Origin of the sequence: Streptomyces sp. DH41, from assembly GCF_029813785.1 — a bacterium.
Taxonomy (GTDB): domain Bacteria; phylum Actinomycetota; class Actinomycetes; order Streptomycetales; family Streptomycetaceae; genus Streptomyces.
The window spans coordinates 88,402-112,668 of record NZ_JARVKY010000019.1 but is presented as its reverse complement, the minus strand read 5'-3'; the positions used below and the strand labels follow the sequence as shown (position 1 = coordinate 112,668).

Annotated in this window: 25 protein-coding genes and 1 tRNA gene; 22 read left to right on the top strand and 4 right to left on the bottom strand. The window is 73.0% G+C overall.

Going from position 1 to position 24,267, the window contains the following annotated elements:
* Positions 1 to 66: 66 nt before the first annotated feature.
* Together fhaB and QC283_RS27605 are read right to left on the bottom strand one after the other, a co-directional pair.
* Positions 67 to 585: an antibiotic biosynthesis regulator FhaB gene (gene fhaB, locus QC283_RS27610; RefSeq protein ID WP_279564413.1), complete on the bottom strand. Its 519-nt coding sequence runs from the start codon at positions 583 to 585 to the stop codon at positions 67 to 69.
* A 10-nt stretch (positions 586 to 595) separates the two neighbouring features.
* The gene (locus tag QC283_RS27605; RefSeq protein WP_279564412.1) at positions 596 to 1,489 is read right to left on the bottom strand and encodes a DUF3662 and FHA domain-containing protein; all 894 of its coding nucleotides are present in this window, start codon (positions 1,487 to 1,489) and stop codon (positions 596 to 598) included.
* Between the two features lie 508 nt (positions 1,490 to 1,997).
* Between QC283_RS27605 and QC283_RS27600 the strand changes: the two genes are divergently transcribed.
* Positions 1,998 to 2,084: transfer RNA gene (locus QC283_RS27600), tRNA-Leu, on the top strand.
* 99 nt (positions 2,085 to 2,183) lie between these two features.
* Here QC283_RS27600 and QC283_RS27595 read toward each other — a convergent pair.
* Positions 2,184 to 3,074: a dioxygenase family protein gene (locus QC283_RS27595; RefSeq protein ID WP_279564411.1), complete on the bottom strand. Its 891-nt coding sequence runs from the start codon at positions 3,072 to 3,074 to the stop codon at positions 2,184 to 2,186.
* 484 nt (positions 3,075 to 3,558) lie between these two features.
* Here QC283_RS27595 and QC283_RS27590 point away from each other — a divergent pair, with 484 nt between their 5' ends.
* The gene (locus tag QC283_RS27590) at positions 3,559 to 5,001 is read left to right on the top strand and encodes a DUF2252 domain-containing protein (RefSeq protein WP_279564471.1); all 1,443 of its coding nucleotides are present in this window, start codon (positions 3,559 to 3,561) and stop codon (positions 4,999 to 5,001) included.
* A 51-nt stretch (positions 5,002 to 5,052) separates the two neighbouring features.
* Positions 5,053 to 5,865, top strand: coding sequence for a hypothetical protein (locus QC283_RS27585; protein ID WP_279564410.1), 813 nt, complete (start codon positions 5,053 to 5,055; stop codon positions 5,863 to 5,865).
* A gap of 55 nt (positions 5,866 to 5,920) precedes the next feature.
* On the opposite strand, the gene QC283_RS27580 is transcribed toward QC283_RS27585, so the two are convergent.
* Positions 5,921 to 6,949 carry a LuxR C-terminal-related transcriptional regulator gene (locus QC283_RS27580; protein WP_279564409.1) on the bottom strand — a complete coding sequence of 343 codons (1,029 nt, stop codon included), beginning with the start codon at positions 6,947 to 6,949 and terminating at the stop codon, positions 5,921 to 5,923.
* A 312-nt stretch (positions 6,950 to 7,261) separates the two neighbouring features.
* Here QC283_RS27580 and QC283_RS27575 point away from each other — a divergent pair, with 312 nt between their 5' ends.
* From QC283_RS27575 to QC283_RS27485, 19 genes are all read left to right on the top strand, one after another.
* Entirely contained in the window at positions 7,262 to 7,651 is a 390-nt protein-coding gene (locus QC283_RS27575) for a hypothetical protein (RefSeq protein WP_279564408.1), read from the top strand.
* A gap of 129 nt (positions 7,652 to 7,780) precedes the next feature.
* On the top strand, positions 7,781 to 8,743 hold the full coding sequence (locus QC283_RS27570) for an LLM class flavin-dependent oxidoreductase (protein WP_279564407.1): 963 nt from the start codon (positions 7,781 to 7,783) through the stop codon (positions 8,741 to 8,743).
* Between the two features lie 109 nt (positions 8,744 to 8,852).
* Positions 8,853 to 9,893: a daptide biosynthesis RiPP recognition protein gene (mpaB, locus tag QC283_RS27565; protein WP_336620668.1), complete on the top strand. Its 1,041-nt coding sequence runs from the start codon at positions 8,853 to 8,855 to the stop codon at positions 9,891 to 9,893.
* Positions 9,890 to 10,711 carry a daptide-type RiPP biosynthesis methyltransferase gene (gene mpaM / locus QC283_RS27560; RefSeq protein ID WP_279564405.1) on the top strand — a complete coding sequence of 274 codons (822 nt, stop codon included), beginning with the start codon at positions 9,890 to 9,892 and terminating at the stop codon, positions 10,709 to 10,711. Before mpaB ends, mpaM begins: the two co-directional genes overlap by 4 nt.
* A complete protein-coding gene (gene mpaD, locus QC283_RS27555) occupies positions 10,708 to 11,973 on the top strand; it encodes a daptide-type RiPP biosynthesis aminotransferase (RefSeq protein ID WP_279564404.1) in 1,266 nt (421 codons plus the stop codon). Before mpaM ends, mpaD begins: the two co-directional genes overlap by 4 nt.
* A gap of 82 nt (positions 11,974 to 12,055) precedes the next feature.
* Positions 12,056 to 12,205 carry a daptide-type RiPP gene (locus tag QC283_RS27550; RefSeq protein ID WP_225634761.1) on the top strand — a complete coding sequence of 50 codons (150 nt, stop codon included), beginning with the start codon at positions 12,056 to 12,058 and terminating at the stop codon, positions 12,203 to 12,205.
* Between the two features lie 189 nt (positions 12,206 to 12,394).
* Complete coding sequence (gene mpaC / locus QC283_RS27545) at positions 12,395 to 13,732, top strand: daptide-type RiPP biosynthesis dehydogenase (RefSeq protein WP_279564403.1); 1,338 nt, start codon at positions 12,395 to 12,397, stop codon at positions 13,730 to 13,732.
* Between the two features lie 101 nt (positions 13,733 to 13,833).
* On the top strand, positions 13,834 to 13,992 hold the full coding sequence (locus tag QC283_RS27540) for a daptide-type RiPP (RefSeq protein ID WP_279564402.1): 159 nt from the start codon (positions 13,834 to 13,836) through the stop codon (positions 13,990 to 13,992).
* A gap of 82 nt (positions 13,993 to 14,074) precedes the next feature.
* On the top strand, positions 14,075 to 14,236 hold the full coding sequence (locus tag QC283_RS27535) for a daptide-type RiPP (RefSeq protein WP_279564401.1): 162 nt from the start codon (positions 14,075 to 14,077) through the stop codon (positions 14,234 to 14,236).
* Between the two features lie 97 nt (positions 14,237 to 14,333).
* On the top strand, positions 14,334 to 14,498 hold the full coding sequence (locus tag QC283_RS27530; protein ID WP_279564400.1) for a daptide-type RiPP: 165 nt from the start codon (positions 14,334 to 14,336) through the stop codon (positions 14,496 to 14,498).
* Between the two features lie 97 nt (positions 14,499 to 14,595).
* On the top strand, positions 14,596 to 14,760 hold the full coding sequence (locus tag QC283_RS27525; RefSeq protein WP_279564400.1) for a daptide-type RiPP: 165 nt from the start codon (positions 14,596 to 14,598) through the stop codon (positions 14,758 to 14,760).
* Between the two features lie 168 nt (positions 14,761 to 14,928).
* Positions 14,929 to 16,563, top strand: coding sequence for a daptide biosynthesis intramembrane metalloprotease (gene mpaP / locus QC283_RS27520; RefSeq protein ID WP_279564399.1), 1,635 nt, complete (start codon positions 14,929 to 14,931; stop codon positions 16,561 to 16,563).
* A 133-nt stretch (positions 16,564 to 16,696) separates the two neighbouring features.
* Positions 16,697 to 19,222 (top strand): class III lanthionine synthetase LanKC, encoded by a 2,526-nt coding sequence (lanKC, locus tag QC283_RS27515; RefSeq protein ID WP_279564398.1) that lies wholly within the window; start codon positions 16,697 to 16,699, stop codon positions 19,220 to 19,222.
* Complete coding sequence (locus tag QC283_RS27510; protein WP_279564397.1) at positions 19,222 to 20,496, top strand: YcaO-like family protein; 1,275 nt, start codon at positions 19,222 to 19,224, stop codon at positions 20,494 to 20,496. The genes lanKC and QC283_RS27510 overlap by 1 nt, the downstream gene beginning before the upstream one ends.
* 55 nt (positions 20,497 to 20,551) lie before the next feature.
* Entirely contained in the window at positions 20,552 to 21,436 is an 885-nt protein-coding gene (locus QC283_RS27505) for an ABC transporter ATP-binding protein (RefSeq protein ID WP_279564396.1), read from the top strand.
* Positions 21,433 to 22,743: an ABC transporter permease gene (locus tag QC283_RS27500; protein WP_279564395.1), complete on the top strand. Its 1,311-nt coding sequence runs from the start codon at positions 21,433 to 21,435 to the stop codon at positions 22,741 to 22,743. Before QC283_RS27505 ends, QC283_RS27500 begins: the two co-directional genes overlap by 4 nt.
* Positions 22,744 to 22,918: 175 nt before the next feature.
* Positions 22,919 to 23,107 carry a hypothetical protein gene (locus tag QC283_RS27495; RefSeq protein ID WP_279564394.1) on the top strand — a complete coding sequence of 63 codons (189 nt, stop codon included), beginning with the start codon at positions 22,919 to 22,921 and terminating at the stop codon, positions 23,105 to 23,107.
* An 84-nt stretch (positions 23,108 to 23,191) separates the two neighbouring features.
* Positions 23,192 to 23,428, top strand: a complete 237-nt coding sequence (locus QC283_RS27490; protein WP_279564393.1) for a hypothetical protein — start codon at positions 23,192 to 23,194, stop codon at positions 23,426 to 23,428.
* 95 nt (positions 23,429 to 23,523) lie between these two features.
* The gene (locus tag QC283_RS27485; RefSeq protein WP_279564470.1) at positions 23,524 to 23,853 is read left to right on the top strand and encodes a rhodanese-like domain-containing protein; all 330 of its coding nucleotides are present in this window, start codon (positions 23,524 to 23,526) and stop codon (positions 23,851 to 23,853) included.
* Positions 23,854 to 24,267 lie beyond the last annotated feature (414 nt).

Genomic DNA, 24,267 nt, shown 5'->3' with positions numbered 1-24,267 from the left:
CCGTGGCCCGGGGTGCCGGCCGCCGCTGCGTGCTCGCTCCGCTCGCGCTCTTTCATTGGTGTAGCACTACTTCCGCAGCTCGATGACGGTCTTGCCGATGCGGATCGGCGATCCCGGCCCGATCGGTGTGGGGGTCGTCAGCCGGGACCGGTCCAGGTAGGTGCCGTTGGTGGAGCCCAGGTCCTCGACGATCCACTGGCCGTTCTGGTCCGGGTAGATCCTGGCATGGCGGCTGGAGGCGTAGTCGTCGTCCAGCACGATGGTCGAGTCGTGTGCCCGGCCGAGCGTGATGGTCTGGCCCTGGAGGGCAACGGTGGTGCCGGTGAGGGTGCCCTCCGTGACGACGAGTTTGGTGGGCGCGCCTCGGCGGCCCCGGCCGCCGCTGGGCTGCTGGCGCTGCGGTGGAGGCGCCTGGCCCTGGCGCGTGGCGGCCTGCTGCGGTCGGGCGGCGTCGCGCCGCGCTCCGCGCTGGGTGACTCGCGTACCGAACAGGTCGCTGCGGATGACCTGCACGGCCACGATCACGAACAGCCACAGTACGGCGAGAAAACCCAGCCGCATGACCGTGAGGGTCAGCTCTGACATTGCCCCCGGATCACCCTTCGGCTTGCCTATAGAGAATGGTGGTGCTGCCCACGACGATCCGCGAGCCGTCGCGGAGCGTAGCGCGGGTGGTGTGCTGCCCGTCCACCACGATGCCGTTGGTGGACCCGAGATCCTGGATCGTCGAGGGCGTTCCGGTCCGGATTTCGCAGTGCCGGCGGGAGACGCCGGGGTCGTCGATCCGCACGTCGGCCTCGGTGCTGCGTCCGAGTACGAGTGTCGCGCGGGAGATCTGGTGGCGGGTGCCGTTGATCTCGATCCAGTGGCGGGTGCGTCCGCCGGACGCGGGTGCGGCCGGGGGTTGCTGGGCGCCCGCGGCCGGGGGGTAGCCGTAGCCGCCGGGGCGCCCGCCGGGTGGCGGCGCGGCCGGCATGGGCGGGGCGCCGGCGGGAGGGGCGGCCGGCGGGTAGCCGTAGCCGCCGCCCGGGCCGCCGGGTGTGCCGGGCCGTCCGGTGGGGGCGGCGGGTGCGGCGGGGCCGCCCGCGGGTGCCGGGCCGCCCTGGTGGCTGCTGGAGGAGGCGAGCGTACGGCTGCGCACCCGGTACAGGCCGGTGTCGAGGTCGTCCGCCTTCTCCAGGTGGACCTTGATCGGTCCCATGAAGGTGTAGCGCTGCTGCTTGGCGTAGTCGCGGACCATGCCGGCGAGCTCGTCGCCGAGCTGGCCGGAGTAGGGGCTGAGACGCTCGAAGTCGGGCGTGCTCAGTTCCACGATGAAGTCATTGGGTACGACGGTGCGGTCGCGGTTCCAGATGGTCGCGTTGTTGTCGCATTCGCGCTGGAGCGCTCCCGCGATCTCCACGGGCTGCACCTCGGACTTGAACACCTTCGCGAAGGTGCCGTTGACCAGACCTTCGAGGCGCTGCTCGAACTTCTTCAGGACTCCCATGGGGCACCTCCTCCGTCGCTGCCGTCCTGTCCACTGCCTTGCGTACTGCCGCCTTGCGTACTGCTTACGAGCGAACCGCTCACCCGTGCACTGCCTACCTGGTACTGCTTACTGATCGTATCCACGCGCCGGTCGATCGGCTGGTTCCCCCTGTCGGCCCGGTCGACAGGTGTCGACGTCTCTCGGAGTTCCCGCCGGAGCTCCCCTTCGAACGCTCGGGGCCCTTCGGGATGCGCTCCCGCGGGTACTCATGCCCAGGATCGTAGAGCCGGCCGCAGACCAGTGTCCCGCACCTGACTGTGGACCCCTACCTGCTCCTCGTGAGACGGCCCGGACCGGTACGAGGTTGATACGTGAACGGACACGGGCCGGGACGAGTGCCCGAAGGCGGCGGGAGGCCTGGTCCGCCCGTCGATAAGGGATGTGAATCCACCCGTTCCAGCGTGCTAATGTTCTCGTGTCGGAAGGCGCCGCACCGCAAGGGACGGAGCCCGAGGACACACCCAATGCGCGGGTGGCGGAATAGGCAGACGCGCTGGATTCAGGTTCCAGTGCCCGAAAGGGCGTGGGGGTTCAACTCCCCCCTCGCGCACCAGTCGAAAGCCCCCCAGGTCTCGGACCTGGGGGGCTTTCGCATGCCCGGACACCGTGTCAGGTGCGGTGCCCGGGGGTGCGGTGTGCTGTGAGGAAGGTCTCAGGCCCCGGCGCGCCACAGGGCGGGCACGTGGGGCGGCTCCCAGCCCGTCATCGAGGTGTGCGCCTGGAGGCAGCGGTAGGCGCCGCCGCCGTACGTCACCCGGTCACCGGCCGCGTAGGAACGGCCCGCCGCCCAGGTGCCGCCCGGCGGATCGGTGGGCGGGTCGGTGGGCGGGTCCGTGGGGCCCTCGTCACCGTCCACGTTCAGCACGAAGTCGAAGCTCCCCTCCCTGCCGCCGCCGGCGTCGCGGACGTTCATCAGCAGCGCCGGGTCGAAGAGGGCGTCCGTGCTGTTGCGGGGTTCGCCGGGGAAGTAGAGCTGGGTGGTCAGGACGGGTTCGCCGGGGGCCTGCGCCTTGACGTGGATGTGCCGGGTACGGCCCGGGTAGAGGCCGGGGACGATCGTCCGCAGCGTGAAGGCGCCGGTGGCGTCGGTGAACTGGTGGCCGCGGAAGGTGTACCCGGCCATGTCGTAGGCGCCGGCGTTGTCGGCCTGCCAGAAGTCGAGGAGTACGCCGGACAGCGGGACGCAGTTCCGGCCGAAGACGTAGCCGGTGACGGTCAGCCGGGTGCCGGCGGTGCCGGGTGTGACCAGGTCGGTGCGCAGCGGGGAGTTCGGCTTGAAGTAGGGGCCCTCCATCTGGTCGGGCGTCGGGTCGTCGCCGTCGTCGCAGAAGGGGGTCGGCGACAGGGCCCGTCCGGTGGAGGAGCGGGCGGTGTCCCGGGCGAGCGCGATGGAGCCGGTGGCGAGCAGCGGAACGGCGGCCCCGGCGGCGACGGCCGCTCTGAGCAGCGCCTTGCGGCTGATGCCTCGGTCGGTACCGGTGCGGGGGCCGGGGCTCAGGCCGGGGCCGGGTTCGTCGGGGGTGGTGGGGGTGTCGGAGGTCATGGGGTTCCTCGGTCTCTTCGGGCTCTGCGGGCTCTTCGTCCGGTCTCGTCGGGTTCTTCGGGCTCTTCGGGCTCTTCGGGGGTGGTCCCTGGGGAGGTGGGCGGGACGCACGGCATTCGGGACGGGGGGCGACGTGGAGGACAGGGGACGCGCCCGCCGGCGCGGGGCAGGCTGCTGTCGTTGCTTCGGCGGGCGCGTTCCGTGGTGATCGCTGGAAACCGTAGGCCCGCCGGCGGGGGCCCGGGCACCTCCTGTTTCGCCCCCTGCCCGGCGTTATGAGGGCGGGGTGGGGCGGGCCGGGCGGGGCCGGACGGGGCCCGTGTACGGGCGGTTCGCCCGGGGGTACGGTCGTGGCGCGCCGCCGCCGACGATGACGACGGACGGGTGCGGTGCGTACGCGGGCACGGCTCAGGGACGGGCGCGGCACAGGCAGGTACGAGTACGAGTGACGGGAACGGGGAGGGCGGCCGGTATGGGCGAGGCGATGGCGGGGGCGCGTGGAGGTACGGACGCGGGTACGTACGCGGAGGGCACGGTGGACGGGGCGCGGGTGCCGGTCGTGCCGGGGTTCGCCCGGTGGCCCGTCGGTGGCTCGCCGAAGGCGGAGGGCAAGGCGCTGCGCACGAGCGTTCCGAGGTCCGCGCACGCCGCCCTCGACCCGGACCCCTCCCGGCCGGACGCGGTGAGCGCGGTCGAGGAGTCCAACCGCGGCCGGATATCCGGGCTCACCCCGATACGGGCCGGGCGGATGGCGGCCACGCCGTTCGCCTTCCTGCGCGGATCGGCGGGCCTGATGGCGTACGACCTGGCGCGTACGCCGACGACGGGGATCGGCGCCCAGATCTGCGGCGACGCGCACGCCGCCAACTTCGGCCTCTACGGCGACGCACGCGGCGGCCTGGTCATCGACCTCAACGACTTCGACGAGACGGTCCACGGCCCCTGGGAGTGGGACCTCAAGCGGCTCACCGCCTCGCTCGTCCTCGCGGGCCGGGAGGCCGGCGCGGACGAGGAAACCTGCCGCGAGGCGGCCCACGACGCGGCGGGCGCCTACCGGCGCACCATGCGGCTGCTGGCCAGGCTCCCCGCGCTGGACGCCTGGAACGCCATCGCGGACGAGGAACTCGTCTCCCACACCGACGCCCACGACCTGCTCGGCACGCTGGAGCGGGTCTCCGAGAAGGCGCGGGCCAACACCAGCGGGCGGTTCGCCGCCAGGTCGACCGAGCCCACCGAGGACGGTGGACGGCGCTTCGTCGACGCACCGCCGGTGCTGCGGCGCGTACCGGCCGGGGAGGCGGCGGCGGTCGCGGGCGCCCTGGAGCCGTACCTGGCCACACTCTCCGAGGACCGGCTGCCGCTGCTGGCCCGGTACGCGGTGCACGACGTCGCCTTCCGGGTCGTGGGCACCGGCAGCGTGGGCACGCGGTCGTACGTCGTGCTGCTCCTGGACCACCGCGGCGAGCCGCTCGTGCTCCAGGTGAAGGAGGCCCGCCCCTCCGCGCTCCTGCCGCACCTGGCGACCGCCGGCTTCGACGCCCCCGACGTCGCGCACGAGGGCCGCCGGGTGGTCATGGGGCAGAAGCGGATGCAGGTGGTCAGCGACATCCTGCTGGGCTGGACCTCGGTCGACGGGCGGCCGTTCCAGGTGCGGCAGTTCCGCAACCGCAAGGGCAGCGTCGACCCGGCGGCCCTGGCCGCCGACCAGATGGACGACTACGGCCGCATGACCGGCGCCCTGCTGGCCCGCGCCCACGCGCACAGCGCCGACCCGCGCCTCATCGCCGGCTACTGCGGCAAGAACGACGAGCTGGACGAGGCGGTGGCCGCCTTCGCCGTGGCCTACGCCGACCGCACGGAGGCCGATCACGCGGGGCTGCTGGCCGCGGTGCGGGCGGGGCGGGTCGCGGCGGAGCTGGGCGTGTGACGGCTCCGGGGATCCGGCGGGGCGAGCGGAATCGTGGCCTAGGCTGGACGGGTGACGACGCCGGAAGCTGAGCCCGAGCAGGGGGGTGCGCCGCGTCCCGAGGAACGGCTGGAACAGGCCGTACGGGCCGCCGAGCAGGCACTCATCGAGTACGAGATCGCGTTGGAGACCTTCCGCGTGGAGGTCGAGAACTTCTCCCGCCTGCACGAACAGCGGCTCGGCCCGGTGTACGCGCGGCTCGAGGAGCTGGAGGCGCAGATCCTGGAGGCCAGGGCGGCCCGCACGGGCGACGCCGGGGACCGGAGCCGGGCCGACGAGGCGCGGGCCCGGCTGATGCCGATCCCCGGGGTCGAGGAGCTGCTGCACGGCTGGATGGACGGGGACGGGCTGTTCCCGGAGGCCACGGCGATGCTCACGGACCAGGCGGTACGCCCTCCGCAGCGGGTGCGGCCCGGCGAGGAGGCCCGCAAGCTCTACCGCGAGCTGGTCCGCAAGGCCCACCCCGACCTGGCGCAGGAGGACGCGGAGCGGTCCCGGCGTGAGGAGTTCGTCACCCGGGTCAACGCCGCCTACGCCCGTGGCGACGCCGGCCTGCTGCGGGAGCTGGCCGAGGAGTGGGCCGCCGGCCCGGCGCCCCAGCGTCGCCCGAGCCGTGGTGAGGAGCTGTACGTCCGCCTCGAGTGGCTCGACCGGCGCAAGGAGATGCTCACGCTGCTCGCCAAGGAGCTGGAGGAGAGCGCGATCGGCGCCATGCTCCGGCTGGCCCCGGACGACCCCGACCGCCTGCTGGAGGAGATCGCCGAGCAGCTGGCGGCCCAGGTGGGCGAGCGGGAGGCCGAGCTGGCGGGGCTGCTGGCGCAGTAGTCCCCGCCGTCGGCGCGCTCTTCGCCCCGGTGGCCCGCGGCTGTCCCCGTCCGCTTCAGAGCCAGCCGCGTTCCTGGGCGAGCAGGGCGGCCTGGAAACGGTTGGTGGCCTGCAGACGGGCCATGAGGGACGCCACGTGCTTGCGGTAGGTCCGCACCGAGATGCCCAGGTCCCGGGCGCCGCTCTCGTCCTTGTCGGCGGTGTAGAGCGTCTTGAGGATCCTGCGCTCGATCTCCGTGGGCGGCTCGTCGTCCGGGGTGGGCAGTTCCTGCGCCATGGCCCACATGCGGTCGAACAGGGCGACCAGGGTGGCCACGAGGCCGGGTTCCCGGATCAGCAGGGCGCCCCTGGCGGTGTGCGCCGGATCGAGCGGTGTGAGCGCCGCGGACCTGTCACAGATGATCATGCGTTCCAGGGGCTGGTGCGAGATCCGTATCTCCGCTCCCTTGCCCGCCAGTTCGTGCAGGTACGACATGGTGGCCCGGTCGTCGAGGGCCGGGGCGGCCATCAGGGTGCGCATGCGCACGCCGCGGCGCAGGATGCGCAGATCGATGGGGCGTGAGAAGTCGGCCGACTCGCGGCTGATGATGCCCGTGGGGTTGGTGGTGAGGCTCTCGCTGCGGGCGAAGAAGGTCAGTTCGTCGATGACGGCGCGTACGGCGTCCATGCCCTCGATCTGCTGGATGACGGGGGCTTCCTCCGGCGGGCGCCGTGCCGGGGCGGTCTTGCGTTCCTGCTGGAGCGACTCGACCACGCCGCTCGTGCGGACGGCCTGCTCCAGCTCCTCCTGCAGGGCGTCGAGCCGGTTGTCGATGAGGTGCTCGACCGCCCGGGCGGGGGCGACCGGGCGCAGGACGCCGGTGTGGTTGCGGGTGGCCAGGCCCAGTTCGACCAGGCGGTCGGCGGTCCCGTCGTCGGTCTTGGCTTCGGGTCCGTCGGCGGCCCCGTCGGTGGTGTCGGCGGTGTCGGCGTCTTCGTCGGCGACCTGGTCATGGTCGTCGCTCACGCCCTGGCGCAGCAGCCGGCGGTAGAGAGCCTCCTCGTCGCCGGTGACTCCGAGGAACTCCAAACATGGTTGCGACACGGTTCCCCCCATGTGTGCATGACCTGTGTCGATCTTTGTGATCTTTCCCCAAGACATACCTCGGGTGCCACCCGCGGCGCTATCCGCAGGACACCCCCACGAATGTCCGCCGACTCCTCGGGCGGGGTGCGTGGTGCGGTGCGTGGTGCGGTGCGCGTGGGGTGGCTGGTGCAGGAAACGGCACCGGGGTGGCGCAGCAAGTTGCACGCCGATCATCTCGTTCGAGGGTGGCCCGAACGGCAGAGTTGTCCTCGTCAGAAGGAAGCACCGCACCGCAAGAGACAGCACCACCGAGACCACTGGGGGACCCTCGTGAACCGCTCTGTCGCAGACACCCGGACCGGCTTCGTGCGCAACGGCATCCGCGCCGCCGCGACCCTGCTGGGTGGCGGACTGCTGGTACTCGGGGCCCAGGGCACGGCACAGGCCGCCGAGGCGCCGGCCTCCGCGGCGAGGGCCGCCGGGGCGCAGGCTGTCACGGTGTCGGTCGGCCTGGCCGGGGCGGTCGTGAACGGCAACCACGACTGGGGTGTGCCGCCGATGGACTCGGTCAACGACAACCACGACTGGGGTGTGCCGCCGATGGACTCGGTGAACGACAACCACGACTGGGGTGTGCCGCCGATGGACTCGGTCAACGGCAACCACGACTGGGGCGTGCCGCCGATGGACTCGGTCAACGGCAACCACGACTGGGGCTAGAACTCCTCGCGCCCTCCAGGCGCACCCTTCTCCTTCGCCCCTCCCTCCCTTCCGTTCCCCGCCGTCCTGCACAGCGCATGGGGCAACGGCCGATCCCCCCTTGCCTCTATCAGAGAGAAATGTGTCGTCATGACGGATTATTCGGTTCTGATCCCGTTCGTGCCGCGTCGGCTGGAACAGACGCTGCAGTTCGCGGGCCTGGTGAACTGGACGCCCGCCGTGCGGTTGTGGCAGGGGCAGTCGATGATCCTGGAGCCCCACCAGACGTTCGTGGGGGCGGCCGGGGCGGGGTTCCGGATCCCGGTCGGGTTCGGGGTGACGCTGATGCCGCTGCGGCATCCCTTCGAGGCCGCCAACCAGGCGCGTTCGGTGGCCCTGGCCACCGGCCACCCGGTGATCGCGGGCTTCGGACCCGGCGCGCCGGCCTTCCAGCAGAACCTCCTCGGAGCCCCGTACGCCAAGCCGCTCGCGGTCGCCCGCCAGTACCTGACGGCCGTGCGCCGGCTGCTCGACGGGGACGTCGTGGAGACGGACGGTCCCGAGTACACCTTCCGGGCCCAGCTCGCGCCGGCCGCCGCACCCCGCGTCGACGTGGGGCTGGGAGTCCTGCGCCCGGGGATGGCGCGGCTCGCCGGTGAGGTCGCCGACACGGTCATCACCTGGCTGACGCCCCCCTCCTACCTGCGCGAGGTGATCGTGCCCGCGGTCGAGGAGGGCATGGCGCGGGCCGGCCGTACCGAACGGCCCCGCATCGTCGCCATGGTGCCCGTGGGCCTGGAACGGCAGGGCACCGCGCCCGAACGGCTCGCCCTGGCCAGCAACATCGCCCATTTTCAGGCACCGCACTACCTGGACATGCTCCGGCGGGCCGGCGTCGACACCGAGGACAAGGACGTGCACGAGGTGGCCCGGGGGGCGGTCGACGTGGGCGCCTTCGTCACGGGCGATTCGGCCACGGTCGTCAAACGGCTCGACGAGTACCGGCAGGCGGGCGTCGACGAGATCGTCCTCAACACCACCGGTGTCAACAAGATGTTCGGCACCCCGGAGGCGATCGGCGACCTCACGGAGATCCTCCGTACCGCCGTCTAGTCCCCGCCTCGGCAATCGACTGCACAGCAGGCCCACCCAGCAGCTCAGCAGACCCAGCAGGACAGCAGGCCCAGCCACCAGCAATCAGGCAACGAAGGACCAGACTGCCATGGACACGGAAGCGCGCAGACGCGCGAAGGAACACATCATGTCGTGGGGATCGGGCGGCCGTCGGCCGTCCGGCGCCACCGGAACCACGGTCGCCACCGTCGTCCTCGCCGACGCCCGCCACCTCGACGCCGTGCTCGCCTCCGGCCTCACCGGCCCCGGCACACTCGTCTTCACGCCGGGTCCGGGTGACCTCGCGGCCGGCATCGTGCCGTACGGCGGTTCGCTGAGCGAGCCGGGTGAGGACTTCGCCCTCGGCGAGGACTTCTACCTGCAGACCCAGGACTACGCCTCCAGCGCCTTCATGTCGGTGCTCGGCCCGACCGTGCTCCGTGTCTTCGGCCCGTCCGACTTCTCCGCCTTCCTCGCCGACGCCGACCGGGCGTTCACCGAGGGCGTCTTCCCCGAATACCTGATCACGCCCGCCGTACTGCTCGCCGACACCGCCGCCCTCGGCGGACCGCGCGGCAACGACGGCCCCGCCCTGCGCCTGTACGTCGACACCGAGGGACGGATCTCCCTCTCGCCCACCGGCTCCCCGCTGGGCACGGTCGGCGACGACCTGCCGGCCCTCCTCGCCCGTTACGAGCACGTCAACGCGGCCAGTGAGGCGCCCTGCGCGGTGAGCCTGGGAGCCGCGGTACCCGAGGAGGCGCGGACCGCCGCGCTCCAGGTGCGTCCCTTCCTCGGCCGCTACCACGCCGCCGTCAAGGCGCTGCGGGCCCTCACCGCCCAGGACATCGGCGGCCTGAAGGTCTCCGGCTTCGGCCACCGCGTCACCCCCGGCCTCGCCGCGGACGCCGGTGACGACCTGACCGGCCCCGGCGTGCCGCTGGTGCTGTGGAACGCCGAGCAGTCCTACGTCGTGGCCGGCGGCCGGGTCTTCGCCGTCGACCGTGCCTTCGCCGGAGCCGTGGAGTGCCTGCTCGCCGGCCCCGTCGCCGAGGGCCTCACCCCCGGCCACGTCCTCGACCAGGTCCGCGCCTTCTTCACCGAGCGCGGCCCCTCCCTCCAGACCCGTACCCCGGTAGGTGCCCGATGACCGCACTCGCCCCGACGACCACCCTTGTCCGCCCGCCCGGCCTCGGCGGCGAGCGGATCGCCCGGCTCGGCGACCGCGCCCGCCTCTGCGGCCTCTACGACCAGCAGGGCGCGCCCCTCTACGACGACCTCGCCGCTGCCGACGGCTTCGAGATCAGGGACATCGTGGGCGCCGTGCGCGCCGCCGGTGACGGCCCGGTCCTGGACCTGGCCGCCGGAGCGGGCCGCTTCACCCTCCCGCTGCTGGCCACCGGACGCGAGGTCACCGCGCTCGACCTGTCGGACCACATGCTCGAGCTGCTCAGGTCCCGTCTGGCCCGTGCCCCGAAGGCGCTGCGTGAGCGGTGCACGGTGGTCCAGGGCGACATGGCGGCCTTCGACCTGCGCCGGGAGTACGCGCACATCGTCCTCGGCACCACCTCCCTCTCCCTGCTCGACGAGGCCGGCCGGGCCGGGCTCTACCGGTCGGTGGCCGCGCATCTCGCGCCCGGCGGACAGTTCCTGCTCTCCGTGATGGAACGCGCCGACGACGAGGCGCCCACCGAGGTGCACGCCCAGGTCAAGGGCGCCGGCGGGACGATGTACGACCTGTACGAGTACTGGCCGGCCGGTGCCGCCTTCCGCTACGTCACCATCGCGCCGTCCGCGCCCGCCGAGGGCCCGGTCACGGTGTGCGTGGACGAGGTCGGCACGATGAGCATCGCCGCGATCGAGGCCGAACTCGCCGAGGCGGGGCTCGTGATCGCCGGGCGCCGGCCGCTGAGCGGGCCCGGCGACCGTCACCGGGTGTCGCTGCTGAAGGCGGTGGCCGCCCGATGAGCGCCCTGTGGCCCTACCTGATCGCCCCGAGCACCCACGGCGCCGACGCCCAGTGCGCGGTGAGCGCACGCGGACACCGCGTCACCTTCGCCGACGGCAGCGAGGTCCTGGACGCCGACAGCGGTCTGTGGAACGCCAACCTCGGCTACGGCAACGAGGCCATCGCCGCCGCCGTCGCCGAGGCCGCCGCCAACGGTTCCTACCTGCACTCCTTCCGCTTCGAGAACACCTACGCCCGCAAGGCCGCCGACGACCTGCTCGCGGTGTGCGGCACCGAGCACTACGCCCGGGTCCTGTTCTCCTCCGGCGGCGGTGTGGCCAACGACGCCGCGATGAAGCTCGTACGCCACTACCACGCCCTGCGCGGCAGGCCCGAGCGCAACCTGGTCGTCGCCCTGCGCGGCAGCTTCCACGGACTGACCTTCGGCGGTTTCGCCCTGACCGGCGAGGACCTGGGCCAGCGCGCCTACGGCGTCGACCAGCGGCTGATCCGGCACGTCACCCCCAACGACGTCGAGGAGCTGCGGACGCTGGTCGCCCGCAGCGGCCGGCAGATCGCCGCGATGGTGGTGGAGCCGGTGCTCGGCACCGGGACCGTGCCGCTCACCGACGAGTACCTCGCCGAGCTCGTACGGCTACGTGACGAGAGCGGCTATCTGCTGGTCGCCGACGAGGTCGCCACCGGCTTCGGCCGCACCGGCACCTTCTTCGCCTCGCAGACCTGGCCGGGCCAGCCCGACGTACTGCTGTCCTCCAAGGGCCTGACCAACGGTGTCTGTCCCGCCTCGGCGGTCGTCTTCTCGCACGAGATCGCCGACGCCTTCACCGGGCAGGACGCGATCCTCACCCACGCCGAGACCCAGGGCGGCAGTTCCGTGCCCTGCGCGGCGGTCAGCGCGGCCATCGCCGAGATGCACCGCCTGGACGCGGTGGTCTCCGGCCGCCGGGTGGCCGCCCGCCTGGACGCCGCCATCACCGACCTGGTCGACCGGCATCCGCTGGTGACCGGTGCCACCGGCCGGGGCTGCTTCCGCACCCTGCTCATCGGAGGGCCCGGCGGGCACCGCCTGTCTCCGCCGGGCGTGGCCCATCTGGTCGGCGCGGTGCGCGCGGCCGGCGCCATCGTCCACCCGGGCCCCGCCGGCATCCAGCTGGTGCCGTCCCTGACCTACACCGACGCCGAGGTCGACGAGTTGATGGCCTGCGTCGAGGCGGGGATCGACGCCCTGCTGCCCGCGGCCCGGCCCGCCGCACGCGGCTGACCACCGGCCGACGGCCCCGGCCACCCGTACCGCCCGCACCACCCCGACCAGCCCGCTCCCGCGACCCGAAGGAATGACACCCATGAACGAGCAGACGCCCCAGGCCGAGGAGTTCACGACCGAGGTCACCGAGCTGGAGATGCAGGAACTCGAGGCCCTGGAGTCCCCGGGCTTCTGGACCGGCGTGTCGATCGGTACCGCCGTCAGCGTCTCGGTCGTGGTCGCTACCTGACCGCCGCACGAGCCGAAAGGCCCCGCGGCACGAACCGCCCCCGGCGACCCGGGGGACGAACACCGGCCGCAGGACCTGCCTCGGCCCCGCTTCCGGCAAAGGAATGAGCTGGGCCGAGGCAGGTTCCCCACCGTATCCGATCCGACGAGTCCGACACAGAGCACGAATTGACGTGGTCAGGAGCCCGCTGTGACAACCGCTGTGAATACCGACACCGCCGCCGCCGGCGGCGCCGGGCACCGCGTCCGGCGGCCGGTGAAGGTCCGCAAGGGGGCCGTCCGGCCCGAGTTCATCCCGCCCGCACCTCCCCTGCGCGGCATCGACCGGCTCGCCGACTGGCTGCGCCGGGACGGTGCGCGGACCGTCACCGTCATCGCGGACCCCGCGGTCGCCGGCCGGCCCGTCACCACCGGCGTGCTGGACCAGGTGGAGCGGGCGGGACGGACACCACGCCTGATCGTCCTGGACGGCCCCACCGGCCTCGACGCCGTCGCGGAGACGGCCGCCGGACTCGACCCGGAGGGGATCGTCATCGCCGTCGGCGGCGGCACCACCCTCGACTTCGCCAAGCTCGCCGCCCTGTCCGCCCGCCACCCCCACTTCCACCGGTACCTCACCGCCCCGCAGCGCAGCGGCTTCCTGGTGCTGCCGCCCGCCCTCGGGCCGCACGTCCGGGTGCTCGCGGTGCCCACCACTCTGGGCACCGGCAGCGAACTGGGCACCGTGGCCTGCTTCTCCCGCGACGGGGGCAAGTTCCTGGCCACCGGATCCTGTCTGAGGCCCGTCGCCGCCCTCTGGTCGGCCGAGGCCACCGACACCCTGCCTCCCGGGCTCGTCGCCGACGGGGCCCTGGAAGCGCTGTTCCGCACGGTCAGCCCCTACACCGGGGACGCCACCGAACTGCCCGAGCAGGACGCCGCCGTGGAGGCACTGGCCGCCCGGATCCTGGTGGCGGGCTACGAGGTCGCCGCGCTCCGGGCCGAGGGACGTGCCCTGCCGGCCGAACTGCGGCTGCGCATCGCCGAGTCGAGCGGGGAGAGCCAGATCGGCCGGATCAACATCGGCCGCAGCCCGTACGCCGTGAAGTGCTGGGCGATGGCCAACGAACTCTCCACCACGCTGGACCTGGCCAAGATGCGTACGGTCGCCGCCCTGTGGCCGGTGCTGTGGCGGCACACCCTCGACGGGGACACCCGTCTGGGCAGCCCGGACCGCATCCACCGACTGTGGCGGGTGCTGCGCGCCGGCGCCCCCTGGCTGCCCGACGACCCGGCCGCCGGTCTGCTCCGGCTGATGAGCGACTGGCACATCGACCGCACCGTGCGCGCCGACACCGGCCAACTCGCCCGCGCCACCACGCGCATCATGCGCGGCTGGGGCGCCGGCCTTCCCATCCTCGACGAGTTGAGCGCCGCCGACGTGCGCGCGCTCCTGGCCGAGGCCACCGAGCCGGCCCCGGGCGGATCCCCCGCCGCCCGGGGCTCACAGAGCCACCACGGCACCCGGCCGACGGCCGGACGACCGTGATGGAACCACCGATCCGTCCCGGGACCCCCGGTGCACGACAGCCGGAATCCCCCGGGGCACGACAGCCGGAAGCCTCCGGCACACGACAGAAGGAGCACACCGTGAGCGAAAACAACATCGTCGAGACCGAGCTGCAGGACCTGGCCGTCTCCGAGCTGGAGATGCAGGAGCTGGAGGCGCTGGAGGCCCCGGGCTGGGCGACCTCCGCGGGCGTCAGCGTCGGCATCTCGCTGGTCTCCGTCGCCTGGAGCCTCACCTGAGCGACCACCGGCCGGACCTCTCCGGGCCGGCAGTGCACCACCCGAACGGCAACTCATCAGCAACGAACCGAGGGAGCACACCGTGAGCGAGAACAACAACATCGTCGAGACCGAGCTGCAGGACCTGGCCGCCACCGAGCTGGAGATGCAGGAGCTGGAGGCGCTGGAGGCCCCGGGCTGGGCGACCTCCGCGGGCGTCAGCGTCGGCATCTCCCTGGTCTCCGTCGCCTTCAGCCTCACCTGATCCATCCCGCGTCCATCGTCCGATCCACGCGGCGTTTCACGTGAAACAGCCGCTCCTGGTGAGAGGGACTCACCGGGTCCTACGAAAGGGAAATGTCATGGCCGAGATCAAGAACGACGTCGCTGTCGCCGCCGCCACCCCGGAGAACGTGGAGCTGGAGATGCAGGAGCTGGAGGCGCTGGAGGCCCCCGGTTTCTGGACCGGTGTCTCCATCGGCGCCACGGTCTCGTCGGCCGTCGCCACCTCGATCGCCCTCACCTGATCCATCCCGCGTCCATCGTCCGATCCGCGCGCTGTTTCACGTGAAACAGCCGCTCCTGGTGAGAAGGGCTCACCGGGTCCTACGAAAGGGAAATGTCATGGCCGAGATCAAGAACGACGTCGCTGTCGCCGCCGCCACCCCGGAGAACGTGGAGCTGGAGATGCAGGAGCTGGAGGCGCTGGAGGCCCCCGGTTTCTGGACCGGTGTCTCCATCGGCGCCACGGTCTCGTCGGCCGTCGCCACCTCGATCGCCCTCACCTGACCGAGGAACCGCGACGAGGGACGCGACCCCCAGTGAGTAGCCCTCACTAGGTCTTCGGCACCAACCGCAGATCCTGCCTCGGCCCTGCTTCCGGCAAACGAATGAGCTGGGCCGAGGCGGGGGGCGCCCCACCCACCGACCGATCCTCTCCGCCGTAAGGACACCACCGTGAGCGCCACCACCGCTTCACCCGCTGCGCCCGCCGCGCACACGCAGCGACCGGACCGCGCACCGGGCACCGAGATCCACCCGCCCATGGGCGACGGCGGCACGTGGGTGCTGCAGCGTGGCCCGCGTTACATCCGGGTGAGCCCCGAAGTCGCCGTCCTCGCCGGCCACTTCGACGGCAGCCGCGACCACGAGGAACTGGCCCGCCTGATGGGCGGTGGCTGGAACGCCGAGATGGTCGGCTTCGCCGTCCGGCGCCTGGACGACCTCGCCCTGGTCGACACCGGCGAGATGAAGGCGCCCCGCCGCCAGGGCCGCTTCAAGATGGTCCCGCCGTTCACCTTCCAGTTCACCCTGCTGCGGCCCGGCCGCACCATGCAGTCCATGCAGCCCCTCTTCGCCCGCCTGGGCAACCGCTACCTCGTCGGTGGCGCGCTGCTGACCGCCCTGGCCGGCCTGCTCGCACTCGCCGTCCAGAACACCTACGTCACCGCTTCGCTGTCCGGTCCGCTGTCGCCCCTGACCTACCTGGGCATCCTCGCCGGACTCATCATCGGCACCTCGATCCACGAGCTCGGCCACGCCGCCACGCTCATCCGCTACGGCGGCAAGCCCTCGCGCATCGGGATCATGCTCTTCTACCTGATGCCGGCGTTCTTCTGCGACGTGTCCGACGCCTGGCGCCTGCCGCGACGCCGCCAGCGCGTCCACGTCGCGCTCGCCGGCCCCGCGGTGCAGACCTTCCTCGCCGGTTCCGCCGCGCTCGCCGCCTGGCCACTGGCCGACTCCGGAGCCAAGACCGCCCTGGTCTTCTTCGCCCTCGGCAGCTACATCACCGGCCTGCTGAATCTGCTGCCCTTCATCAAGCTCGACGGCTACATCGCCCTGATGAGCCACGTCGACATCCCCTACCTGCGCGACCGGGCCATCACCGACGCCCGCCGCTTCCTGGCCCGCCTGCTGTTCGGCGGCACCTACGAGCGCGAGCTGAAGCACCGCTGGACCACCGTGTACGGGCTGGCCTGCATGGCCTTCCCGCTGTACCTGCTCTCCACCGCCCTTCAGCTCTGGATCGACCTGCTGCGCCGCGGTGGCGTCATCGGCATCTGCCTGGCCGCCTGCGGAGTGTCGTACGGGCTGTACTTCCTGGGGCGCGGGGTCCGCAGGCTGGCGGGGGAGGTGCGCGCGGCCGGTGCCGGGCGGCCCCGTATCGCCCTGGTCACCACCGCGGTCGCCGCCGCCGTCGGCGCGGTGATGTTCCTGCCCGTCCCGCACACGGTGTCCGCCGCGTACGTGAGCCGGCCCGGCGGAGTCGACCTGGTGCTGCTCGAAGGCGCCGACACCGACCGCATCGGGCCCGGCCAGAAGGTCAGCCTCACCACCAACGGCCCTGTGCTGAACTCCGCCACGGGCACCGCGACCATCGGCGCCGCGCCCGCCGGGACCGGTGAGGCCCCGCTGGACTCCTTCTTCCCGATCGACCTGGACGGCGCCCTGAAGATGCCGGTCACCACCTACCGGCTGGACCTCGACGGCACCCCCGAAGAATCCGCCGGGGCCGCCCGGGTGGACACCGGCCGGCTGCCGCTGTGGGAGGTCGGCTACCGCACCTACATCAGCCCCTTCCTCCCGTAGCCCCCACCGCCCGGCCCCCCCGCGGCCCCGCCGCCCGGCCCCGGCCCGGCTTCACAGCCCTTCCGCCCGACCCGCCACGCACCCTCGGCGCGGCCACGCCGCGCCCACCGAACCCACGGTCAGGAGACGTATCGTGCTCGACTTCCGCTTCCTCGACTTCTGCCGCGAGGACTCCCTCTTCTACGACGCCCCCGATCACGACGGCGCCACGGACCAGGACTTCCACGCGGGCCGCGTCCCCGGCACCGGCTGGACGGTGAGCCGGGGCAGAGAGTGGACGTTCTGCACTCCGCCGGACCTGGACGTCCCGGACCAGGGCTGGAAGATCCACGTCTCCGCCTCGCCGGACAACGCCGCCGAACTCCTCGACATCGTCGCCCCGTACTGCGTGGAGAACGGGCTGATGTACAAGTACATCTCCAACCGGGAGATCCTCGGCCGACGCGGCAGCAAGTACGGCGACCGCAGCGCCAGCGGCAAGTTCGTCACCATCTACCCGTCCGACGAGGAGGCCCTCGAGCGCACGCTGCGCGAGCTGGACGAGCTGATCGGCGGCACGCCCGCCCCGTACATCCTCAGCGACCTGCGCTGGAACCAGGGACCGCTGTTCGTGCGCTACGGCGGTTTCGTGCTGAAGATGGCGCGTGCCGAGAACGGCGCCATGGTCCCCGGCATCCGCAACCCGCAGGGCGAGATGGTGCCCGACGTACGGCGCCCCGCGTTCCGGCCGCCGGAGTGGGTGACCCTGCCGGCGTTCCTCGCCGAGGCGCACGCCAAGCGCAGGCAGGGCACTCTGAAGAACTTCCCGTTCCGGGTCTACAAGGCGCTGCACTTCTCCAACGGCGGCGGCGTCTACCGCGCCGTCGACCAGCGCACCGGTGGCGAGGTGCTGCTGAAGGAGGCCCGTCCGCTGGCCGGCCTGGACGCCAGTGGGGCGGACGCGATCGCCCGCATGGAGCGCGAGCACTGGGCGCTGACGACGCTGGCCGGTCTGCCCACGGTGCCGGCCCTGGTCGACTACCGGGACGGCCACGAGCACCGCTTCCTCGCCCGTGAGTTCGTCGAGGGCGAGGCCCTCATCGACGTGCTGCGCCGCCGGCACCCCTTCACCTCGGGCGACAACACCCCCGAGGCCCGCGCCGCCTACACCGAGTGGGCGCTGGGCATCCTCGACCAGGTCTCCCGTGGCGTGGCCGACATGCACGAGCGCGGGGTGGTCTTCGGCGACCTGCACCCGGGCAACATCCTGCTCAAGGCCGACGACTCGGTCGCGTTCATCGACATGGAGACCTCCACCCCCGTCGAGGCCGGCTACCAGCAGGCGATGGGCGCTCTCGGCTTCCACGCGCCGCACCACCTCACCGGGCCGGCGGTCGACCTGTTCGCCCTCAACGTGCTGCGGCTGACGATGTTCATGCCGCTGCCGCAGGTGGTGCCGTGGGGCGTCGCCAAGGTGCGCACGCTGCTCAAGGCCGCCACCGACAACTTCGACCTGCCGGAGTCCCTGACCCGCGCCATCACCGACGGTCTGGGTCCGGACGTGCTCACCGCGGACCGGGACTTCCGGGCCGAGTGGCCCGCCGTTCCCGACGCCGAGCTGCGCGCCAGGATCGCCCGCTCCATCGTCGAGGGCGCCTCACCCGACCGCGACGACCGTCTCTACCCCGGCGACGCCATGCAGTTCCTCATCCCGGACGGCGGCACCACCTTCGCGTACGGCGCGGCGGGCGTGCTGTGGGCCCTGTCCCGCGCGGGTCACCGGCCGCCGGCCGAGCACGTGCGGTGGCTCGCCGAGCACGCCCGCGACGCCGAGACGGACGGCCCCGGCTTCTTCACGGGCCTGGCCGGACCGGCGTTCACCCTCGATCACCTGGGCCACCGGGACGAGGCCGACGCGCTGATGCGGCGGGCCTTCGACACCCCGGCCGCGAACGTCAGCGACTCGCTGTGCAACGGCTGGGCCGGCCTCGGTCTGGTGGCTCTGCACCTGGCCGAGCGCCGCGGCGACCCGGCGTACCTGGACATGGCCCGTACCCTCGCCGGCCGGCTGGGCGGCCCGGAGAGCGCGCCGGCCGGTCCCAAGCGGGTCGGTCTGGTGCACGGGCGCACCGGTCACGCGCTGTTCCTGCTGCGGCTGTTCGAGCAGAGCGGCGACATCCGCCACCTGGACGCCGCCGAGGCCGAACTGCGGGCCGACCTGGAGACCATCGACCTCGACCAGGAGGACAGCCGGCTCCGGCTCGGTCCCGGCCTCATCGGCGGCGCGGGAATCGCCCTGGTGATCCGGGCCCTGCGGCGGCACCGGCCGAGCGCCGACCTGGCGGCGGCCCGGGAACGGCTGCTGGAGACCGTGCACACCCACTTCGCCATATCCTGCGGCCTGTTCACCGGCCGGGCCGGCGCGCTGCTCGCGCTGACCGGCGAGGACCGCGCCCCCGAGCTGATCCGCACCCACCTGGACGCGCTGGGCTGGGAGGCCATGGCCGCCGAGCCGGGCCGTGTGGACTTCCTCGGCGACCACGGCTACCGGCTCTCCACCGACCTGGCGACCGGATCGGCCGGCGTGCTGCTGGCGCTGGCCGCGCTCGCCGACGACGACGCGGCCGCGCTGCCCTTCCTGGGCGGCACGCCGGCGCGGGATTACGCGGAGGCGGCCTGATGATCGACGTCCCGCGCACCCTCGCCCCGGCCACCGGCATCGCCTCCCGCTATTCGCTGCTGCCCCCGCGGGGCGACAACCCGCTGTGGAGCACCGCCGTGGCGCTCGCCCCGGTCGCCGGGGCGGACGAGGCCGAGGTGCCGCTGTCCGCGCTGGTCGCGGGCGCCAACGGTCACTCCCGCGCCGACGCGCTGCTGCGCGGTGCCGGCGAGGCCGTCGAGCGCCGCGCGCTGCACCCCGACGACCGGCTGGGCACCGTACACGGCACCGCGTCCGGTCTGGGCCGTCCGGCCCTCGCCGCGCACGACCCGCGCCACGCCCTGGCCCACCCGGACGCGGCCCGCGCCGAACTCGCCTGGTACCCGGCGGTGCGGCTGAGCGACAGGGCCGAGGTGCTGGTCCCGGCCCACCTCGTCGACTGGCCGACCACCGGGCCGACCTCGCTGTTCGACCCGGGGCCCTCCGGCGCGGCGTCCGGCGGCAGCGCGGACATGGCACTGCGCTCGGCGCTCGTCGAGATCGTCGAGCGGGACGCGTTCACCGTCGCCTGGGGCCGCCAGCTGGGGCTGCCCTGCTGGAGCGACCCCTTCGCGGCGGTGGCCGGCGAACCCGACCGGCCCACCGGCGAGGCGCTGCGCGTCCTGTGGCGGCGGGCGCTGGACCGCGGTGTGCAGACGGTGTTCGCACGTATTCCGACCGCCGTCGACGGCCTGTGGTGCGTGGTGGCCTGCCTGCTGGAACCGGAGCGCCCCGGCGCCCTGACGACCGTGGGCATGAAGGCCTCCGACCGCCCGCACGACGCCCTGCTGGGTGCCCTCCAGGAGGCCTGGCAGGTCCGGGCCGCGCTGGAGGTCACCGCGCAGGACGGCCCGGTCACGGACGTGCCGGACCCGTTGGTCACCGAGCACGACCGGATCCGGTACATGCTCACCGGCCGCGCCCGCCGGGCCGTACGCGACTGGGTCGCCGGATTCGTCCCGGCCGGGGAACCGATGTTCCCGGCCGCGGTGAGCACCGACGCGATCGTCGCCGCGCTGCTCGCCGACGGCGCCGACCCGCTGGTCGTCGACCTCACGCCCCGGCTGCCCGCCACCGCGACCGCCATGGGCTGGCACGCGGTGAAGGCCGTACCGGCCGGCTACCAGCATCTGCGGATGGACGAGACCCACCGGTGGAGCTGGAACCGGTCCCGTCTGGACTCCGCACCCCGGCGCACCGGCTGCCCGGCGCGCCTGACCGATCACCGGGCCGCGGCCCCCCACCCCCTGCCCTGACGAAGCGGCCCACCAGGGCACGCCCGACCCCCTCGAAACGGGAGGAACGCACACGATGCTGGAACTGGACAACGTCGTACGGCGCTTCGGCGACCGCTGCGCGGTCGACCAGGTGTCGTTCCGCGTCGACGACGGCCGGATGACCGGCTTCGTCGGCGGGAACGGCGCGGGGAAGACCACGACGATGCGCATGATCATGGGTGTGCTGGCGCTGAACGGCGGCGAGATCCGCTGGAACGGCGCGCCGGTCACCGCCGTCGACCGCCGAGGCTTCGGCTACATGCCCGAGGAGCGCGGCCTCTACCCCAAGCAGACCGTCCTCAGCCAGCTGGTCTACCTGGGCCGGCTGCGCGGCCTGAGCGCCCGCGCCGCCCAGGACTCGGCCTCCGGGCTGATCGAGCGGCTGGCGCTCGCCGAAAAGCGGGACGACCGGCTGGAGTCACTGTCGCTGGGCAACCAGCAGCGCGTGCAGATCGCCGCCGCGCTGATCGGCGAACCGCATCTGCTGGTGCTGGACGAGCCGTTCTCCGGCCTGGACCCGCACGCCGTGGACTCCATGGCCGAGCTGCTGCGCGAGCACACCGAGCGCGGCGTCCCGGTGCTGTTCTCCTCCCACCAGCTGGAACTGGTCGAGCAGCTCTGTGACGACGTCGTCGTCCAGTCCGCCGGCCGCGTCCTGGCCCAGGGCACCGCGGCCGACCTGCGCCGCCGTGGCCGGGTCAGGCACCGTCTGGTGACCGCCGGCCCCACCGGCTGGCTGCGCGACGTCAAGGGCGTCGACGTCATCGAGCAGCGGGAGGGCACCGCCCTGCTCGAACTGGCCACCGACGAGGTGGCCGACCGGCTTCTGGCGGAGGCACTGCGCCGGGGCCCGGTACGGGAATTCGCCGAGATCGTCCCCAGTGTCGCCGACGTGTTCAGGGAGATGACGGCAGCATGACCACGCTCACGAGCGAGAAGACACCGCGCACCGAGGAGCGGGAGGCCACCGCCACCGGCGGCCCGAACGCCCCCGCCGCGTCCGGCTCCACCGGGTCCGCCCGCTCCGCGGGAGCCGGGCGGCGGGAGGAACCGGCGAAGCGCGAGGCCGCCTGGCTGATCGTCGCCGCCCGCGAGATCGCGGTGAAGATACGGGACCGGGGCTTCCTGCTCTCCACGGTCGCCACCCTCGCCGTCATCCTCGGCGCGGTCGGCCTCCAGGTCTACCTCGCCTCCACGGCCGGCAAGATCACGGTCGCGGCGGTCGCCTCAGAGGGCGACGTGCTGGTGCGGCAGGCGGAGGCGCTGGCCGACCAGGCCGACCAGGACGTCGAGATCAGTGTGCGCGAGGAGGCCTCGGCGGACGCGGTGCGCGAGGCGGTCCGGGCCGGTGACGTCGACGCCGGACTGCTGCGCACGCCCGAGGGCTGGGCCCTGCTCGGCGACACCGGCAACGACTCCACCGCCGCCACCTGGCTCGGTGCCGCCGTGCAGAGCAGCGCGATGGAGGCCAACGCCACCTCCGCGGGCACCGACATGGAAGCCCTGACCAAGGGCGCCACGCTCCAGCACACCCTGCTGTCGCCGGACGAGACGCCCGAGTCCGTGGTGCGGATGGCCACCTACTTCTTCGGCTTCCTGTTCTACCTGGCGGCCGTGCTGCTGGGCGTCTCGCTGGCGACCAGCATCGTGGAGGAGAAGCAGAACCGGATCGTGGAGATCATCGCCAGCTCGATCCGTTTGCGGGACCTGCTCGTGGGCAAGATCGTCGGCAGTACGACGCTGGCCCTGGCCCAGATGGTGGCGTTCACGGCGGCCGCGGCGATCGGTCTGGTCGCCACCGGTGAGACCGGCACGCTGGGGCAGGTCACGGCGGGTCTCGGCTGGTTCCTGGTCTACTACGTCGTCGGAATCGCCGTCCTCGCCTGCGTGTTCGCCGCCGCCGGCGCCATCGCCACCCGGACCGAGGACATCCAGTCCACCACCACCCCGGTGAACGCCCTGGTCGCCGTCGTCTTCGTCGTCGGCATCACGGTCACCGGAACGGTCCAGAGCGTCCTGTCCTTCGTCCCCCTCACCTCGACCATCACCATGCCGGCCCGCATCATCGCGGGCGACACGGCCTGGTGGGAGCCCGCGGCCTCCCTGATCGTCTCCCTGGCCGCCGCCGCCCTGATCGTCCTGGCCAGCGAGCGGGTCTACCGCAGGGCACTGATGCAGACCGGCCGCAAGCTGTCCTTCCGTCAGGCGCTGAGGCTCGAGGACTGATCCAGCGCCGGTCGAAGCCCACCCGTCCTGGCCGGGAACCGCTCGTACGGTTCCCGCCGGGTGGGTGCGCCTCCCTACGATCCACTCGACCTCGGCCGAAGCCATCGGACCGACCGGTCGACACCACCCATCCGGCCGGTCCTCGGACCGGGCCCCCCACCAAGGAGAGAGCACCATGAGCGACAACAACCGCACGAACAACACCGTCCTGACCGCCGCCCTCGTCGCCATCCTCTGCGGCGCCGAAGTCGCCGTGATCACCAGCGACATGGCCAACGGCGCCCGCTACGGCCTGGGAGCCGTCATCCTGGTCGCCCTCCTGGCGAGCGTCTTCCAGCTGAGCCGGGCCCGCCGTTCCCGCTGACCTCTCGGCACGCGCTCGTCCCGGCCGGGGCCGTTCCCGCCCCCCAGCGGCCCCGGCCGGCACCAAACCCTCCTGGAGACCTCCATGCCCACCGAGCACTCCGTCCGCATCAGCGGCCCGGCCGACGCTCCTCCGGAAACCGCGGCGATCCGGCTGATCGCCCTGCTGCCGACGGGCTGGCGGGCACGGCTGGTCGGCTGCCACGGCACGACCGCGGAGCTGGCCGTCTCCGCACCGGACGGCCTGACGCCGCCGGCGGTCGGCCTGGCCGTCGACGGCGTCCTCGCCCACCCCGCGCTGCGTGGCTGGTCCCGGTCCTGACGTGCGACGACGCGTCGGAGCCCCGCGGGGACGGCGAGCAGGCCGCCCGCCCCGCCGCGTCGGGTAGCGTCGGGGGCATGAGTTTCGGAGCTGGTGTGCCCACGGTCGAGGTCACGGACCTCAAGGACGGCGACTTCCTGCTGGACGTCCGCGAGGACGACGAGTGGCAGGCGGGTCACGCCGCCGGGGCGCTGCACATTCCCATCAGTGACTTCGTGGGCCGGTACGGCGAGCTGACCGAGGCCGCGCCGCAGGACGGCCGGGTCCACGTGATCTGCCGTTCCGGCGGGCGCTCGGCCCAGGTCACCATGTACCTGGTCCAGCAGGGCATCGACGCCGTGAACGTCGACGGCGGCATGCAGGTGTGGGCCGCGGCCGGCCGTCCCGTGGTGGACGGGAAGGGCGAGCCGGGGCACGTTCTCTAGAGCCGCCCGGGGCGTCGACCGGGCGGTTCGATCCGTTCGGGGCCGTCTCCGGGCCGCCTCCGCGTCGTCTCCGGAGCGGCCTTCCGTGTCACCGCGGGGGCCGGCGCACGGTGACGGATGTGGTGACGGCCACGGTGCGGCCGGTCCGCCGGGGGCTGTGCGGGCGGGCGGTCCTGAGTACCGTTCCGGTTCGAACGCCGCCGGGCAACCGCTCGAGAGGCGCGCGGGCGCGTCGCGGCGGGGCGCGGCGGGCGGAACGACGGTCGGGACCGGAACGGGGCGCAATGGACGCGTACGACGCAGGCTCGAACGCCCGGCAGGGGCGGGACGAGCAGGGAGGCCGGGGCAGACCGGACCGGCCGGACGGCCCGGACGGGCAGGCTCCCTCGGAGCCCTCGGAGCCCTCGGAGCCCT

Bases quoted from the DNA above. Each gene is read 5' to 3' on its own strand.
- fhaB (WP_279564413.1), bottom strand. From the start codon at position 585: ATGTCAGAGCTGACCCTCACGGTCATGCGGCTGGGTTTTCTCGCCGTA.
- QC283_RS27605 (WP_279564412.1), bottom strand. From the start codon at position 1,489: ATGGGAGTCCTGAAGAAGTTCGAGCAGCGCCTCGAAGGTCTGGTCAAC.
- QC283_RS27595 (WP_279564411.1), bottom strand. From the start codon at position 3,074: ATGACCTCCGACACCCCCACCACCCCCGACGAACCCGGCCCCGGCCTG.
- QC283_RS27590 (WP_279564471.1), top strand. From the start codon at position 3,559: ATGGCGGGGGCGCGTGGAGGTACGGACGCGGGTACGTACGCGGAGGGC.
- QC283_RS27570 (WP_279564407.1), top strand. From the start codon at position 7,781: ATGACGGATTATTCGGTTCTGATCCCGTTCGTGCCGCGTCGGCTGGAA.
- mpaB (WP_336620668.1), top strand. From the start codon at position 8,853: ATGGACACGGAAGCGCGCAGACGCGCGAAGGAACACATCATGTCGTGG.
- mpaM (WP_279564405.1), top strand. From the start codon at position 9,890: ATGACCGCACTCGCCCCGACGACCACCCTTGTCCGCCCGCCCGGCCTC.
- mpaD (WP_279564404.1), top strand. From the start codon at position 10,708: ATGAGCGCCCTGTGGCCCTACCTGATCGCCCCGAGCACCCACGGCGCC.
- QC283_RS27550 (WP_225634761.1), top strand. From the start codon at position 12,056: ATGAACGAGCAGACGCCCCAGGCCGAGGAGTTCACGACCGAGGTCACC.
- QC283_RS27530 (WP_279564400.1), top strand. From the start codon at position 14,334: ATGGCCGAGATCAAGAACGACGTCGCTGTCGCCGCCGCCACCCCGGAG.
- QC283_RS27525 (WP_279564400.1), top strand. From the start codon at position 14,596: ATGGCCGAGATCAAGAACGACGTCGCTGTCGCCGCCGCCACCCCGGAG.
- QC283_RS27510 (WP_279564397.1), top strand. From the start codon at position 19,222: ATGATCGACGTCCCGCGCACCCTCGCCCCGGCCACCGGCATCGCCTCC.
- QC283_RS27505 (WP_279564396.1), top strand. From the start codon at position 20,552: ATGCTGGAACTGGACAACGTCGTACGGCGCTTCGGCGACCGCTGCGCG.
- QC283_RS27500 (WP_279564395.1), top strand. From the start codon at position 21,433: ATGACCACGCTCACGAGCGAGAAGACACCGCGCACCGAGGAGCGGGAG.
- QC283_RS27495 (WP_279564394.1), top strand. From the start codon at position 22,919: ATGAGCGACAACAACCGCACGAACAACACCGTCCTGACCGCCGCCCTC.
- QC283_RS27490 (WP_279564393.1), top strand. From the start codon at position 23,192: ATGCCCACCGAGCACTCCGTCCGCATCAGCGGCCCGGCCGACGCTCCT.